Annotated in this window: 17 protein-coding genes; 5 read left to right on the top strand and 12 right to left on the bottom strand. The window is 60.5% G+C overall.

The genetic code is table 11. The features are described 5' to 3' along the window. Nucleotides 1–2: 2 nt before the first annotated feature. The 8 genes from Ga0074115_RS01035 to Ga0074115_RS01000 all read right to left on the bottom strand — a co-directional run bounded on the left by Ga0074115_RS01035 (nt 3) and on the right by Ga0074115_RS01000 (nt 7,425). Nucleotides 3–869: an HlyC/CorC family transporter gene (locus Ga0074115_RS01035; protein ID WP_198295020.1), complete on the bottom strand. Its 867-nt coding sequence runs from the start codon at nt 867–869 to the stop codon at nt 3–5. Then, nucleotides 866–1,366 carry an rRNA maturation RNase YbeY gene (gene ybeY, locus Ga0074115_RS01030; protein WP_057955942.1) on the bottom strand — a complete coding sequence of 167 codons (501 nt, stop codon included), beginning with the start codon at nt 1,364–1,366 and terminating at the stop codon, nt 866–868. The genes Ga0074115_RS01035 and ybeY overlap by 4 nt, the downstream gene beginning before the upstream one ends. Next, on the bottom strand, nt 1,359–2,354 hold the full coding sequence (locus Ga0074115_RS01025; RefSeq protein ID WP_057955941.1) for a PhoH family protein: 996 nt from the start codon (nt 2,352–2,354) through the stop codon (nt 1,359–1,361). Before Ga0074115_RS01025 ends, ybeY begins: the two co-directional genes overlap by 8 nt. Nucleotides 2,355–2,389: 35 nt before the next feature. After that, a complete protein-coding gene (gene miaB / locus Ga0074115_RS01020; RefSeq protein WP_057955940.1) occupies nt 2,390–3,742 on the bottom strand; it encodes a tRNA (N6-isopentenyl adenosine(37)-C2)-methylthiotransferase MiaB in 1,353 nt (450 codons plus the stop codon). A gap of 99 nt (nt 3,743–3,841) precedes the next feature. After that, nucleotides 3,842–4,825 carry a 2Fe-2S iron-sulfur cluster-binding protein gene (locus Ga0074115_RS01015; RefSeq protein ID WP_057955939.1) on the bottom strand — a complete coding sequence of 328 codons (984 nt, stop codon included), beginning with the start codon at nt 4,823–4,825 and terminating at the stop codon, nt 3,842–3,844. 227 nt (nt 4,826–5,052) lie between these two features. Next, the gene (gmk, locus tag Ga0074115_RS01010) at nt 5,053–5,670 is read right to left on the bottom strand and encodes a guanylate kinase (protein ID WP_057955938.1); all 618 of its coding nucleotides are present in this window, start codon (nt 5,668–5,670) and stop codon (nt 5,053–5,055) included. Between the two features lie 26 nt (nt 5,671–5,696). Further along, nucleotides 5,697–6,515 carry a M48 family metallopeptidase gene (locus Ga0074115_RS01005; protein WP_057955937.1) on the bottom strand — a complete coding sequence of 273 codons (819 nt, stop codon included), beginning with the start codon at nt 6,513–6,515 and terminating at the stop codon, nt 5,697–5,699. A gap of 40 nt (nt 6,516–6,555) precedes the next feature. After that, nucleotides 6,556–7,425: a YicC/YloC family endoribonuclease gene (locus tag Ga0074115_RS01000; protein WP_057955949.1), complete on the bottom strand. Its 870-nt coding sequence runs from the start codon at nt 7,423–7,425 to the stop codon at nt 6,556–6,558. Between the two features lie 251 nt (nt 7,426–7,676). Between Ga0074115_RS01000 and Ga0074115_RS00995 the strand changes: the two genes are divergently transcribed. From Ga0074115_RS00995 to Ga0074115_RS00975, 5 genes are all read left to right on the top strand, one after another. Further along, a complete protein-coding gene (locus Ga0074115_RS00995) occupies nt 7,677–8,630 on the top strand; it encodes a serine/threonine protein kinase (protein ID WP_006475095.1) in 954 nt (317 codons plus the stop codon). Then, the gene (locus Ga0074115_RS00990) at nt 8,627–9,526 is read left to right on the top strand and encodes a PP2C family protein-serine/threonine phosphatase (RefSeq protein WP_057955936.1); all 900 of its coding nucleotides are present in this window, start codon (nt 8,627–8,629) and stop codon (nt 9,524–9,526) included. Before Ga0074115_RS00995 ends, Ga0074115_RS00990 begins: the two co-directional genes overlap by 4 nt. 10 nt (nt 9,527–9,536) lie before the next feature. Beyond that, entirely contained in the window at nt 9,537–10,256 is a 720-nt protein-coding gene (gene rph, locus Ga0074115_RS00985; protein ID WP_057955935.1) for a ribonuclease PH, read from the top strand. A gap of 22 nt (nt 10,257–10,278) precedes the next feature. After that, nucleotides 10,279–10,887 carry an XTP/dITP diphosphatase gene (locus Ga0074115_RS00980; RefSeq protein WP_057955934.1) on the top strand — a complete coding sequence of 203 codons (609 nt, stop codon included), beginning with the start codon at nt 10,279–10,281 and terminating at the stop codon, nt 10,885–10,887. Between the two features lie 141 nt (nt 10,888–11,028). Further along, entirely contained in the window at nt 11,029–11,367 is a 339-nt protein-coding gene (locus Ga0074115_RS00975; RefSeq protein ID WP_005959956.1) for a PilZ domain-containing protein, read from the top strand. Nucleotides 11,368–11,387: 20 nt separating this feature from the next. Here the strand turns inward: Ga0074115_RS00975 and Ga0074115_RS00970 are convergent, their stop codons facing one another. From Ga0074115_RS00970 to Ga0074115_RS00955, 4 genes are read right to left on the bottom strand one after another with little or no spacing between them, the layout of a single operon-like run. Then, nucleotides 11,388–12,770: a TRAP transporter large permease gene (locus tag Ga0074115_RS00970; protein ID WP_198295022.1), complete on the bottom strand. Its 1,383-nt coding sequence runs from the start codon at nt 12,768–12,770 to the stop codon at nt 11,388–11,390. Continuing rightward, entirely contained in the window at nt 12,770–13,285 is a 516-nt protein-coding gene (locus Ga0074115_RS00965) for a TRAP transporter small permease subunit (RefSeq protein ID WP_057955932.1), read from the bottom strand. Before Ga0074115_RS00965 ends, Ga0074115_RS00970 begins: the two co-directional genes overlap by 1 nt. A 35-nt stretch (nt 13,286–13,320) precedes the next feature. After that, entirely contained in the window at nt 13,321–13,653 is a 333-nt protein-coding gene (locus Ga0074115_RS00960) for a DUF2782 domain-containing protein (RefSeq protein ID WP_057955931.1), read from the bottom strand. A gap of 23 nt (nt 13,654–13,676) precedes the next feature. Next, nucleotides 13,677–14,396 (bottom strand): LOG family protein, encoded by a 720-nt coding sequence (locus Ga0074115_RS00955; RefSeq protein ID WP_370443649.1) that lies wholly within the window; start codon nt 14,394–14,396, stop codon nt 13,677–13,679. Nucleotides 14,397–14,525: the final 129 nt, after the last annotated feature.

Below are 14,525 nucleotides of genomic sequence, written 5' to 3'. Positions count from 1 at the left end.
GACTACTCTTCCTGGGGGGGGGAGGCACTCTGCAACAGGGTCAGACTGAGCAGGTGCAGACGGCGGCTGTCGGCGCGCATCACCCGGAAACGGAAACGGCCGATATCCACCGACTCATCTTTTTTTGGCAGATGGCCGAAGGCGTTAACCACCAGCCCACCGACAGTATCAAATTCGTCATCTTGCAGATTGGAGTCGAAGCAGTCGTTGAACTCGCCGATCTCGGTGCGAGCCTTGACCATGTACTCTTGGTTGCTGCGACGAAAAATATTGCCTCCCTCGTCGTAGTCATGCTCGTCCTCGATCTCGCCGACGATCTGTTCCAGCACATCCTCGATGGTCACCAGCCCCGCGGCGGCGCCGTACTCGTCGATGACAATCGCCATGTGGTTGCGACTAGCACGGAACTCTTGCAGCAGTACATTGAGACGCTTGCTCTCCGGCACGAATACCGCCGAGCGCAACAGATCTCGGATCTGGAAACGGCGTTGGTCCGCACTCTGACACCAGGCAAGCAGATCCTTGGCGAGCAGGATACCTACCACCTCGCCCTTATCGTCGCCGATCACCGGAAAACGGGAATGGGCCGACTCCACCGCCACCGGCAGGATCTCCTCCAGGGTGTCATCGCGGCGCAGCACCACCATCTCGGCCCGCGGCACCATGATGTCGCGAACCCGCATCTCAGAGACCTGCATTGCCCCCTCGATCATCGAGAGGGTGTCGTGATCCAACAGCCGGCGCTTGTTCGACTCCTGTAGCAGTTCGACAAGCTGCGCCTTATCTTCCGGTTCGCTCCTGAAACGCTGGCTGATACGCTTCAGCCAAGCCTGGAACGAACCGAACATCGGTCGATCTTTGCTGCTCATGTTTCCTTTTCAATCTGGTAGGGGTCCGCAACCCCAAGGCTTGCGAGGATCTTCCGCTCAAGAGCCTCCATTATCCCAGCCTCGGCATCATTCTGATGGTCGAGGCCCTGCAGATGCAAGACCCCATGCACCACCATGTGAATCCAGTGGGAAATCGGCGATTTACCCTGCGCTGCCGCTTCGCGGGCCACCACCGGGGCGCAGATCACCAGATCCCCCAACAGATTGCCAGCCGCTTCGGCTGGCAGTTCGGGGGGAGCCTCGAAGGGAAAGGAGAGCACATTGGTGGGGCGGTCCTTGCCGCGATAGTCGCGGTTCAGCACCTGACTCTCCGCCTCATCGACGATACGGATCACCAGTTCGACCGGCCCGCTCTGTTCGCTCAGCGCCGCCAGCGCCCATGCATGCAGCTGGGCCTGTGACGGCAGCGACGGTGTCTCGCTGACCCGCTGCAGCTCCAGTGTCAGGCGCGATCCATCCTGCGCCGAATCAATCACCGCCGCGCTTCTCCTCGCAACGCTGATCAAAGTCATCGTAGGCGCACACCACCCGCTGCACCAGAGTGTGGCGCACCACATCCTTGGCGTTGAAGAAGGTAAAACCGATCCCCTCCACCTGTCCCAGCACCTCGATAGCCTGGCGCAGGCCCGACTTCTGCCCGCGCGGCAGATCGACCTGGGTCACATCACCAGTGATCACCGCTCTGGAACCAAAACCGATGCGGGTGAGGAACATCTTCATCTGCTCTGGAGTGGTGTTCTGCGCCTCGTCGAGGATGATAAAGGCGTCGTTGAGGGTGCGGCCACGCATGTAGGCGAGCGGCGCCACCTCGATCACGTTGCGTTCTACCAGCTTGTTGACCTTCTCGAAACCGAGCATCTCGTAGAGCGCATCGTAGAGCGGCCGCAGGTAGGGGTCGATCTTCTGCGCCAGGTCACCGGGCAGAAAGCCCAGCCGCTCGCCCGCCTCCACCGCCGGACGCACCAGCAGGATGCGCCGCACCTGATCCTTCTGCAGCGCCTCCACCGCACAGGCCACCGCCAGATAGGTCTTGCCGGTGCCCGCCGGACCAATGCCGAAGCTAATGTCGTAACTCAGAACCTTGTGCAAGTACTCCTGCTGATTCGGCCCGCGAGCACGCACCATGCCGCGGCGGGTCTTGATCACCGACTTCGGCAGTTCGCTGCGCGGCACCTGTTCCAGCAGGACGTCGATGGCCGAGTCCTGCAGAAACAGATGCAACCGATGCGGATCGAGCAACTCCTCCGCCGAGGTGTGATAGAGGTCGCGCAGCACCTGCTCACCGGCATGGATCGCCGCCGGTTCGCCGATCAAGCGAAAACTGGCGCCGCGGTTGTTGATCTCAATACCCAGACGGCGTTCGATCAGCCGCAAGTGTTCATCAAGCAGGCCGCAGAGATTCGCCAGCCGCTCATTGTCCTCGGGCTCCAGCAGCAGATCGAGGGATTCAGGGTGTTCTGACAAGGTATTTCCTGATGGAATGATTTGAATGGTCAGATTCAGCCGCTGGCGGCCTGACCGGAGAGGCTCTGCAGGCGTTCGCCCCGCAGCGAGTTGGGCAGCGCCTCGGTGATACGGACCTCCACGAACTCGCCGATCAGCTCAGCCGGACCGTCGAAGTTGACCACCCGGTTGTTCTCGGTGCGACCGGCCAGCTGGTTAGGGCTCTTCTTTGAGAGCCGCTCCACCAGAATGCGCTGCACGCTGCCAACCATCTGGCGGCTGATGCGCTGGGCCTGGCTGTTGATCAGCTGCTGCAGCCGTTCCAGACGCTGCTGCTTGACCTCGAGCGGCACATCATCGGGCAGGTCGGCCGCGGGGGTGCCGGGTCGGCGGCTGTAGATGAAGCTGTAGGAGTGGTCGAAGCCGATCTCCTCGATCAGCTTCAGGGTGTCATTGAAGTCCCGCTCGGTCTCGCCGGGAAAGCCGACGATGAAGTCGGAGGAGATGGTGATATCGGGACGCACCTCGCGCAGCTTGCGGATCTTCGCCTTGTATTCGATCGCCATGTGGCCGCGCTTCATCATCGCCAGCACCCGGTCGGAGCCCGACTGCACCGGCAGATGGACAAAGCTGACCAGCTCCGGTACCCGACCATAGGCCTCGATCAGGCTGTCGGAGAACTCCAGCGGATGAGAGGTGGTGAAGCGGATGCGCTCGATACCGTCGATAGCCGCCACGTATTCGATCAGCAGCGCCAGGTCGGCGGCCTCGTCGTCGTGCATCTCACCGCGATAGGCGTTGACGTTCTGCCCCAGCAGGTTGACCTCTCGCACTCCCTGGGCGGCCAAGCCCGCCACCTCGGCAATCACATCGTCAAAGGGGCGGCTGATCTCCTCGCCGCGGGTGAAGGGCACCACACAGTAGGTGCAGTATTTGGAGCAGCCCTCCATGATTGAGACGAAGGCGGTGGGACCCTCGGCCCGGGGCTCGGGCAGACGGTCAAACTTCTCGATCTCGGGAAAGGAGACATCCACCACCGGATGGTGCTGGGCACGCACCTCGCGGATCATCTCCGGCAAGCGGTGCAGGGTCTGCGGGCCGAACACCAGATCCACGTAGGGTGCGCGTTGGCGAATTGCATCGCCCTCCTGGCTCGCCACACAGCCGCCGACGCCGATGATCAGATTGGGGTTTTTTTCCTTCCAAGGGCGCCAGCGACCGAGCTGGGAAAAGACCTTCTCCTGTGCCTTCTCGCGGATCGAGCAGGTGTTGAGCAGCAGCACATCGGCCTGTTCCGCAACCTCAGTCAGCTCCAGCCCTTCCGCCTCGCGCAGCCCGTCCGCCATGCGCGTGGAGTCGTATTCATTCATCTGACAGCCGAAGGTTTTGATATGCAGTTTGCCGCCCATGTGCCCTTACCATCGAAAAAAGGCTCTCATTTTAACGTGCAGCGCAGCCAATCCACAAACACCAGCCGATACAACAGGATCTCGCTGGCGATTGGCTCATCAATCCTCTGCCAACCACTCCAGCCGCGAGCAGCCCTCCAGGCCGGCCTCCTGCAACACCTTGATCACTGAGGCAGACTGCTCTTCAGGCAGGATCAGATAGTAGTCACACGCCGCAGCTTCAGACTGTTGCGCGATGATTGTCTCAAGCTGCCGGGCCAAGGCGTCAGGCGCAACATCCAGCTCCTGATAGTGGAACTCATCCAGCGCATCCTGCCATGAACGACAGTAGTTTGTGAGGTAGCGGCCGCTCTCCACCGAGGCGAGCCAATAGAGCCGCATCGGTTGCGACATCTGCAGTGCGATGGCGTGTTCGATGAGACTCTCTACTGCCGCAAAACCGGTTTCCCAGGCGATGAAGATCAGCGGCCGGCGACTTGCCTCATCGAGCAGAAACTCACCCTCCGGCCCCTCCACTTCGACCCTCTTCCCCTTACCCAAGCCGGCAAACAGCGCGCGGGAAAATGCCTGATGTGGATTTTCAGGAATATGGAACTTGAGATTCATGCCATCACAGGGACAGGAGGCGAGATGCAACTCCTGTCGCCCCACACCCTCCAGATGCAGCGTCACCCGCTGACCGGCGAGGAACTGCAGGGTCTGGGAACGCGGGGTTCGCAGATGCAGTTCACGCACCCGCTCGTTCAACGAGTCCACCCTCGCCACTCGGGCAGTCAGGCGCTGCTGTGGCATCCCGGCAACGTCGCGGGATTCACGGGCTTCGATAACCATGTCAGAGCGCACCAGTACACAGCAGGGTAAAACCTGCCGCTCTGCTCGCTGACGGGGTGTCAGACGGAAGTCGGGCTGTCTGATCAACTCGAAATCGCCCTGGAGGATACGCACCATGCAGTGGCCACAGCTGCCATTGGCACAGCGGCACTCCAGATTCAGGCCGGCGCGCAAGCCAGCATGCAACAGTGATTCGCAGGACTCCGCTGTAAATTCGTGGCCGCTGGGTTCGATGCGAACCTTATAACTCATGGCCAGACACCATCCAGTTCCTTATCAACCTTTCATTCAGGTTATTAACCCAACATTAAACATGACATGTATAGGTCGGGCTGCGTTCGACATCATCCTTGATTTCAATCTATTACCGGTGGCGACCACGGGCCGCCCTGCATCCATTCAATTGCCTGGATAATAAGAAAAAATCGAGCCAGAGAAGCCATCTGGTTCACGCGGATTATCCCATGCGCAGCACCAGCTCAGGCCGACAGCAGCGCCTGAATGCGCTCCGCTTCCCGCGTCTGCTGGGACGACATGCGCAACCGCTGGGCATCGACAATGCTGGCCAGTTCATCGAGCGCGGCATCGAAGTCGTCATTGATCACCAGGTAGTCGAACTCATCGTAGTGGCTCATCTCGCTCACCGCCTCACGCATGCGACTCTCGATCACCTCTGCACTGTCCTGGCCCCGACCATCGAGTCGCTCCCGTAGCGCCTGCGGGTCAGGCGGCAGAATGAAGATCGATAGCGCCTCGGGAAAGCGCTGCCGCACCTGACGCGCACCCTGCCAGTCGATCTCCAGCACCAGATCCTGGCCCTGCTCGAGCTGCCTGCGCACCGACGCCTCGGCAGTACCGTAGAAATTGCCGAAAACCTCCGCATGCTCGATGAAGGCGCCAGTCTCCACCATATGCAGGAAACTCTGATGGTCGACAAAATGGTAATCGACCCCGTCAGTTTCGCCCGGGCGCATCGACCGAGTGGTATGGGAGACCGATACGGCAAGTGCGGGATCACGCTCGCGCAACGCCTTCAACAGACTGGTTTTGCCCGCACCAGAGGGGGCGGAGAGGATATAGAGGGCACCTGTCGACATAGTGGATTCCGTGATGAGCTGTGGGGTCAGTGCTTCAAGGGATAGACCGGGCGCGGCGACTTGTCCCGATAGTAGGGCATCATCTCCTGCGCCAGATCGCTCAGGGTCTGCTGCCGGCTCTGCGGTGCGGGGTGGGTACTGAGAAACTCCGGTGGGTTGTCGCCGCCCACCTTCGCCATCTTTTGCCAGAGGGAGACGGCGGCACGGGGATCATAGCCCGCCTTTGCCGCCAGCTCGATGCCGATGCGATCCGCCTCGCTCTCGGCGGTGCGGCTGTTAGGCAGCTCCAGCGCCAGCTTGGCCGCCAGTGCCGCCCCGGCCATGGTCAACGCCGGTCGGTCGGAAGCGGCGCCAACCGCGATCACGCCGAGGCGAGTCATCATCGCCATCGACATCTTCTCTGCCGAGTGTTTTGCCAGTGCGTGGCTGATTTCGTGACCCAGCACCTGAGCCAATTCGTCATCGGTCGGCTTGACCTGCTCCACCAGCCCCGTATAGAGCGCCATCTTGCCTCCGGCCATGGCCCAGGCATTGACCGTTTCTGGATCGTCAATGATCTTGATGCTCCACTCCCAGGAGCTGGTCTCCGGGCGCATGCGGATCGCTTGGGCGATCAGGCGTTCAGTGATCCACTCCACCCGCGCCTTCAGCTGCGGATCGTTGTCGAGCTTGCCCTCCTTCGCATAGGGCTCGAGCATCTCCTGGTAGGCCAGTCGGGAAGATGCAATCGCCTGCTCCTCGGAGATGATCAGCAGCTGATTGCGTCCGGTTGGTGAGGTGGCGCAGGCTAGCAGCACCACACTCACCAGCAGCGCGCTGAAAATGGCCCTAAGCCTGAAGATCATGGCGACTCCTCCTGTGCCTGCTTTCGACTGAGACCAATACTTACTCGATATTCTGGGTCTGCTCACGCATCTGTTCGATCAGGACCTTCATCTCCACCGCGATGCGGGTCACCTCAACATCATTGGATTTGGAGGTGAGGGTATTGGCCTCGCGGTTCAGCTCCTGCATCAGGAAATCGAGACGCCGCCCCACCGGCTCAGACACCTCACTGATGATCCATTCCAGCTCCTGCAGATGGGTATCGAGTCGGTCCATCTCCTCATCCACATCGAGGCGCTGGGCGAGCAGCGCCATCTCCTGCTCCAGGCGGGCCTCGTCCAGTTCCGCCATCACCTCTTCGAGACGCTGACGAATCTTCTGTCGCACGCTCTGCAGCACCTTCGGCATCAGTTCGCGCACCTGAGCCACCTGATCCTGCATCGCATGGCGACGCTGCATCACGGTCTCCGCCAGACGCGCACCTTCACGCTGGCGGGCCTGCTGCAGTGAATCAAGGGTCTGCTCCAACAACTCCATCGCCTGCTGAGCGATCGGTGCAAAGTCACGCTCCTGTTCCTCCAGCACCCCGGGCCAACGCAACAGATCCATCACTTGGATCGTCGCGGCACCCCCCATCACCGAGGCGATCTCATCACCAGCCGCCAGCAGCTGGGAGAGCAGCCGGGAGTTGACCTGCAGATCCGCCGCAGCAGTCTTGCCCGGTACAAACTTCAGGCTGCAGTCGAGCTTGCCACGCCCCAGTTTGGCGGCGATCCGCTCGCGCACTCCGCTCTCAAGGACGCGCAGCTCTTCCGGCAGGCGCAGATGCATCTCAAGATAGCGGTGGTTGACCGAGCGGATCTCCCAACTCATCACCCCCAGCTCACCGCGATACTCTTGCCGGGCAAAAGCAGTCATGCTGCTGACCATCAGATTCACTCCTCATACCAGGTTGGGTCATCGAGTTAAGCGCCACCTCTACCCCTTGGCAACACAAAACCAGGGCGAACACTGCCAGTGCCGGTAGAGCAAAACCGTCCGGATTCGCATACCATCTCACGAGGAATTTAATTCCCTGCGATCTTTCTTTGTATCATAATGTGATAAGCGCACAGTTGCAGCCTCCATTTTTGCCGCCGTGGCCGTATAATCGAGCTTCCCTCGATTGAGAATCAGCAGTGATGGAGCAGACACGCGACAGCCTTGAACCCGGTACTGTCATAGACAGCTTTGTGATCATGAAAGTGGTCGCAAGTGGCGGCTTCAGCCTGATCTATCTAGCCGAGGATGAGGACACCCAGGACGAAGTGATCATCAAGGAGTTTCTACCAAAGAAGCTGGCCTGCCGTGGCGAGGGCAAGCGGGTTGATGTGATCAACCCGAAAAAGCACACCGAGAACTTCCACCGCAGCCGCCGGCTGTTTCATCAGGAGGTCAAGGTGTTGGCATCGCTACGCCACCCCAATATCGTGCAGGTGCGTGGTTTTTTCCTTGCCAACAATACCGGCTATCTGGTGATGGATCATGAGCGCGGCAAGAACCTTGCCAGCTACATCAAAAAACGCAGCGGCGGCCTTAGCACCCGCTTTATGATGACGGTATTCCCGCCGATTCTCGACGCGCTCAACCTGATCCACTCCCGCAACCTACTGCATCTCGACATCAAGCCAAGCAACATCCATCTGCGCACCGGTGGCAGCCCGCTGCTGCTCGACTTCGGTGCAGTGCATCAGATCCAGGGCGAAGGGGGGCGCAACGGCCGCATCGTCACCACCGGTTTCTCCCCAGTGGAGCAGTACTACCAGTCGGGCGAGGTCGGTCCCTGGAGCGACGTCTATGCGATCGGCGCCAGCATGCGCGCCTGCCTCGACGGCAAGGCCCCACCTTCTGCCATCGAGCGCCACGCCAAAGATAAACTCAAGCCCGCCAGCCGAGCCTTTCGCAAGCGCTATCCGGCCCACATGCTGGAGGCCATCGACTGGGCGATGGAGATCAATCACGAAAACCGCCCGCAAAACGCCGGTCAGCTGCTTTCTGCCCTCAACCACAAGCAAAGCGGCAATGACAACGACAGGAGCCTGATGGTGGGGAGCTCTCAGCCACATGCGCCTGCGGGCAAGAGGGTCTCTTCATGAAATATCATTCCGGCCAGTGCACTCTGATCGGCAACCGATCGCTGAACCAGGACCGCTGCCTGATCATGGAATCCCCCGACTCAGTACTGCTGGCGCTGGCCGACGGCATGGGCGGACATCCGCGAGGAGAAATGGCAGCGCAGGTCCTGATGAACACCTGCCGCAAATCGTTTTTGACCAGCCGCAAACCAATCTCTTCTCCTCGAGTCTTCCTCAGCGGCCTGATGGACATGGCGCACCGCTCAATCCTCGAGTTCGGCCGAGATCAGCAGCCGCCCATCGAACCCCGCACCACCGCCACCCTCTGCCTGATCCAGGATGGCAATGCCTACTGGGCCCACGCCGGCGACAGCCGCATCTACCTGCTGCGCGAGGGCGTAATCGCCCACCGCACTGCCGACCACTCCTACGTCGAGCAGTTACGTCAACAGGGTGTAATCTCCGCCGCCCAAGCCGCGACGCACCGCTATCGTAACTATGTCACCCGCTGTCTCGGCGGCATCTCCAACCGCCCGGTCGCCGAATTCAGCGGCCCCTTTAAGTTGCAACGGGATGATGTGCTAATGCTCTGCAGTGACGGCTTCTGGGGTGCCTTGCAGGAACGTGTCATGGCGCAGCAGCTCAGCGATATCAGCCAGCCGTTGAACCAGCTGATTGAGATGCTCAGCAACCGGGCCGCCGCCAACAGCCAACCGGAGAGCGACAACGTTACGGCTATCGGCCTGCGCTGGGGGACCGCACCGGTAAACCTCAAACCCGCTGACTTCAGCATGGCACTTGGTGACAACACACCCATGCCCGACACCCCCGAACTGCCGAGCGACAAGGCGCTGGAGGAGGCGATCAACAGCCTGCGTGGCGCCGTCATCGAGGCGACGCACAAATCCAAACTATGAGGAACCCCATTTGAGACCCTCCGGCCGTCAACCCGACCAACTCCGCCCGATCCGTTTCACCCGCCACTACACCAAACACGCCGAAGGCTCGGTGTTGGTGGAGTTTGGCGATACCAAGGTCATCTGTACCGCCTCCGTGGAAGAGCGCGTGCCCGGCTGGATGCGCGGCCAGGGGGGCGGCTGGGTCACTGCCGAATACGGCATGCTGCCGCGCTCCACCGACAGCCGCATGGGGCGCGAGGCATCCCGCGGCAAGCAAGGGGGGCGCACCATGGAGATCCAGCGCCTGATCGGACGCTCACTGCGCGCAGCCATCGACCTGCAGGCGCTAGGTGAGCGCAGCATCGCCCTCGACTGCGATGTGATCCAGGCTGATGGCGGCACCCGCACCGCCTCCATCACCGGCGCCTGGATCGCCCTGCACGACGCAGTGCAACATATCTTGCAGCAGGATCTGCTCAAAACCGACCCGATGCTCGGCCAAGTGGCCTCAGTCTCAGTCGGCGTCCATCAGGGCACACCAATCCTCGACCTCGACTACGCTGAAGACTCCAGCGCCGAGACCGACATGAACGTGGTGATGAACGATCAGGATGGCTTCATTGAGGTCCAGGGCACTGCCGAAGCTGCCGCCTATTCACGGCAGGAGCTCGACGCCATGCTGGATCTGGCCAGCCAGGGCATCCAACAACTCATCCAGTTACAGCAACAGGCCCTCTCCCAGGACTAACACCCCATCTCGAGAACAATCCATGAACGACAGACCGAGCGATTCACGTATCGTGCTCGCCAGCAACAATGCCGGCAAAGTCCGTGAGATCAACCAGCTACTCACCAGCCAACATCTGCAGGTGGTGCCGCAGAAGGCTTTCGACATCCCGGAGGCGGAGGAGACCGGCTTGAGCTTTGTCGAGAACGCGATTCTCAAGGCACGCCACGCGGCGCAGCTGAGCGGGCTGCCCGCCATCGCCGACGACAGTGGCATCGAGGTGGATGCCCTCAACGGAGCCCCCGGCATCTACTCGGCTCGTTTTGCCGGGGTCGGCGCCAGCGATCAGGAGAATCTGCAGAAGCTACTGCAAGATCTGCAGGGGGTGCCCGAGGCCCAGCGCAGCGCCCGCTTCCGATGCCTGATGGTCTACATGCGCCACGCCAACGATCCCACCCCCACCATCTGCCAAGGGACATGGGAGGGGTACATTCTCAGCGAACCCCGCGGCGAAAACGGCTTTGGCTACGATCCAGTGTTCTTTGTGCCGACGCACAATTGCAGCGCGGCGGAACTCTCCTCCGAGGTCAAAAACAGCCTCAGCCATCGTGGTCAAGCGTTGCAAAAAATGCTCAAGGAACTGAGCAAATAGTCGCTATTGGATCAGATTCGAAAAAATGCCAACGGCTCGACAAACTTCGTCTATATTTCGCTCAGGAATTAGCCGTATGATCTGCCAGGTAATTTTCATGTAACATCCACAGGCGAGTGACCAGCTAGGAGCACACAAGGAATGCAGCGATCCAACAGGACCAATCAGCGCCACCCCACCACTTTCGTCGCAACGATCACCAGCAGAGAGGGCTCTCAAAAAGATGGAGTTGCCAGAAACATCTCGACTGAAGGAATGATGCTGGAGCTCGACTCCAGACAGCTCTCCATCGGTGAGCAGATCGAAGTCAGCTTCAGCTTCCACGGCCAGCAGTGGAGCATCGCCGCCCAAGTGATGCACGCCAACACCACCGGCATGGGGATCCGGTTCAGCGCCGCCCAACCCCAGCTGGTTCGCGCCGCAACCCTCGAGATGGGGCAATCCTTCGCTCCGGTCGCGGGCCGCATTGCCCTCGCCTGAACCCCACCCAGAACACCTGGCTAGCCGTAGAACACCCCCGGCAGCCAGGTCGCCATCTCCGGCCACAAAGCGAGCAGGCCGAGCACCAACAACTGAATCAGGATAAACGGCACCACGCCTCGATAGATCGCGCCGGTACTTACTTCCGGCGGCGCCACCCCGCGCAGATAGAAGAGCGCAAAACCGAACGGCGGGGTGAGAAAAGAGGTCTGCAGGTTGATCGCGATCATCACCCCGAGCCAGACCGGATCGAGCCCCATCGCCAGCAGGATCGGCCCGACGATCGGCACCACCACGAAGGTGATCTCGATAAAGTCGAGGATGAAACCGAGCAGGAACATCACCAGCATCACCAACGCCACCGCCCCCACCACGCCGCCCGGCAGATCGGTGAGGAAATCGGTCACCACCTCATCGCCCCCAAAGCCTCGGAAAACCAGTGAGAAGAGCGAGGCGCCGATGAAGATCAGGAATACCATGCTGGTCACTCGGGTAGTGCCGAGCATCACCGCACGCAAGGTCTCACGATTCAGCTGCCCCTGACTCAGCGCCAGTAGCATCGCCCCGACCGCCCCCACTGAGGCGGCCTCAGTGGGCGTGGCCAAGCCCCCCAGGATCGAACCCAGCACCGCAAAGATCAGCAGTAACGGTGGCAACAGCACCTTCACCACCCGCCGCCAGAGCCGCCCCAGTTCCTGCTCCCGCTCCTCTTCTGGAAGAGCCGGCACCGCAGCGGGTCTGAACACGGCAACACCACCGATATAGAGCAGATAAAGCACCACCAGCAGCAGCCCCGGGATCAGCGCGCCGACAAACAGATCCCCCACCGAGACGGTATCTGGCGAGAAGATGCCCATGTCGAGCTGCGCCTGCTGATAGGCGGCAGAGAGCACATCGCCAAGCAGCACCAGCACGATCGAGGGGGGAATAATCTGGCCGAGAGTGCCGGCGGCGCAGATCACGCCGCTGGAGAGGGCCGGGTCATAGTTGCGCCGCAGCATGGTGGGCAGTGACAACAACCCCATGGTGACCACCGTGGCGCCAACGATGCCGGTACTGGCGGCGAGCAGCATCCCCACCAGCGTTACCGAGATGCCCAGACCGCCACGCCGCGGGCCGAACAGGGCCGCCATGGTATCAAGCAGATTCTCTGCCACCCGGGAGCGTTCCAGCATCACCCCCATGAAGACAAACAGCGGCACCGCGATCAGCGTCTCGTTGGTCATGATGCCGTAGAGGCGATTCGGCAGGGCCTCCAGGAAGGCGCCATCAAAATGGCCAGTAAGGCCACCGATCCAAGCAAACGCCAGCGCCGTTCCGCCCAGCGAGAAGGCCACCGGATAGCCCAGCAACAGCACCAAGCAGACGGCAAGAAACAACAGCAGCGGCAACAGCTCCGGCATCATGCCCGCAGCTTCCTCAGCACCTGGCCGCAGCGGATCATGATCGACACCCCCTGTAGCACCAGCAGTGCGGCCATTACCAGGATCAGGCTCTTCAGCAGATAGACCCCATCCAAACCACCCGCCTCCCGGGAGCCCTCATACAGCGACCAGGATTGCGCCACATAGTCCCAGCTGACAGAGAAGATAAAGAGACAGACCGGCAGCAGCAACAGCAGGCTGCCGAGCAGATCGACCCAGGCCTTGGCACGCGCTGAGAATCGACCGAAGAAGACATCCACCCGCACATGCCCTTTGTGCTTCAGGGTATAGGCAGCACCGACCAGAAACAGCGCCGCATGCATATAGGTGATCGACTCCTGCATCGCGATCCAGCCTAGATCGAAGGCATAGCGCAGCACCACCACCAGAAAGGTCACCAACACCATCAGCAAGCTTAGCCAGGAGACTGCCTGGCCAAGCCATTCATTGAGCGCATCAAAGGCATCGGCCAACCGCGCCAGCCGCTCAAACATCGCCTACCACCCCACAGATCACCGCAACACCATACCTACCAGCGAAAAATCACCCACTGGGGCACAGCGACATCCCCCGGCTCACGGTGACGGGAGTCGAACTCACCATCACCATCTCGGTCGACCATGTAGTAGGGTGCGCCCGCCTGGGGCACCACCTTCACCATGTAGAGTTGGCCGTTGATTCGATACTCGTGGATCGTTCTATCCTCGCGCTTGAGGATAGTGATCTCTGGCTCCAGCGCCTCGCCATCAATCACCGCCGAGGGGATCTGCGGCGGCTCAGGCACAGCCGCCGGCTCTTCGGCAAATGCCGGCGTCAACAACAGACCGCTCAGCGACAACAGAAAATAGCTTTTTCTACTCATTCCACTCTCCTTGAAACCCCTTATCAGAGCTCCAGCAACATCTCCTGCTCCGCCGCAGAAGGTTCAAAACCACGATGTTCGTAGTGGGAGAAGATTGCATCCACCACCTCCTGTGGCTCATTACAGACCTGCAGCAGATCCAGATCCTCCGGATCGATAGTTCCCGCCTCGCACAGGCTGTGGCGAAACCAGTCCAACAGTCCGCTCCAAAACTGACCATCCACCAGAATGATCGGGATCTCGCGTGTTTTACCAGTCTGCACCAGGGTGAGAATCTCCGCCAGCTCATCAAGGGTGCCAAACCCCCCCGGTAGCACCACATAAGCGGATGCATATTTAACAAACATCACCTTACGCGAGAAAAAGTGGCGGAACTGCAATGAGATATCCTGATAAGGATTGCCCGACTGCTCCTTGGGCAGCTGGATATTCAGCCCGATACTCGGCGACTTGCCCTCATAAGCCCCCTTGTTGGCCGCCTCCATGATGCCGGGACCACCACCGCTGACCACGGAGAAACCACTATCGGAGCAAAGCCGGGCGATCTCCTCCGCCAGTCCATAGTGGGGGTGATCCCTGGGCGTGCGTGCCGAACCGAAAAAACTGATCGAGGGGCGAATCTGCGCCAGCTGCTCAAATCCCTCGACAAACTCCGCCATAATCTGGAACACCCGCCAGGACTCACGGGTGAGCTGCGGCTCCTTGCCAGGACGGGGGCGCGAACGCCGATCTTTTTGCTGAATACTCATATCCTCTATCTGCCTAAAAGGCCCGATTTGGTGAGCCTCGCATCATAGCAAGCCTACCCACACACACGAAGCCCGAAACGCGACCAGCTTGGTTGCATTGGCACAGGCGGCTGCGTAATCTGC

This window comes from endosymbiont of Ridgeia piscesae (genome assembly GCF_001443665.1).
GTDB classification, from domain to species: Bacteria; Pseudomonadota; Gammaproteobacteria; order Chromatiales; family Chromatiaceae; genus Endoriftia; species Endoriftia persephonae.
Note: the sequence above shows the minus strand (reverse complement) of the source record. Positions and strands in the feature narration are given on the sequence as shown.

Coding starts and splice junctions, on each gene's coding strand:
- miaB (WP_057955940.1), bottom strand. CDS start 3,742: ATGGGCGGCAAACTGCATATCAAAACCTTCGGCTGTCAGATGAATGAA.
- Ga0074115_RS01035 (WP_198295020.1), bottom strand. CDS start 869: ATGAGCAGCAAAGATCGACCGATGTTCGGTTCGTTCCAGGCTTGGCTG.
- gmk (WP_057955938.1), bottom strand. CDS start 5,670: ATGTCGACAGGTGCCCTCTATATCCTCTCCGCCCCCTCTGGTGCGGGC.
- Ga0074115_RS00960 (WP_057955931.1), bottom strand. CDS start 13,653: ATGAGTAGAAAAAGCTATTTTCTGTTGTCGCTGAGCGGTCTGTTGTTG.
- Ga0074115_RS00975 (WP_005959956.1), top strand. CDS start 11,029: ATGCAGCGATCCAACAGGACCAATCAGCGCCACCCCACCACTTTCGTC.
- Ga0074115_RS00990 (WP_057955936.1), top strand. CDS start 8,627: ATGAAATATCATTCCGGCCAGTGCACTCTGATCGGCAACCGATCGCTG.
- Ga0074115_RS00995 (WP_006475095.1), top strand. CDS start 7,677: ATGGAGCAGACACGCGACAGCCTTGAACCCGGTACTGTCATAGACAGC.
- Ga0074115_RS01015 (WP_057955939.1), bottom strand. CDS start 4,825: ATGAGTTATAAGGTTCGCATCGAACCCAGCGGCCACGAATTTACAGCG.
- Ga0074115_RS00970 (WP_198295022.1), bottom strand. CDS start 12,770: ATGCCGGAGCTGTTGCCGCTGCTGTTGTTTCTTGCCGTCTGCTTGGTG.
- Ga0074115_RS01000 (WP_057955949.1), bottom strand. CDS start 7,425: ATGGTCAGCAGCATGACTGCTTTTGCCCGGCAAGAGTATCGCGGTGAG.
- Ga0074115_RS01005 (WP_057955937.1), bottom strand. CDS start 6,515: ATGATCTTCAGGCTTAGGGCCATTTTCAGCGCGCTGCTGGTGAGTGTG.
- Ga0074115_RS00965 (WP_057955932.1), bottom strand. CDS start 13,285: ATGTTTGAGCGGCTGGCGCGGTTGGCCGATGCCTTTGATGCGCTCAAT.
- Ga0074115_RS00980 (WP_057955934.1), top strand. CDS start 10,279: ATGAACGACAGACCGAGCGATTCACGTATCGTGCTCGCCAGCAACAAT.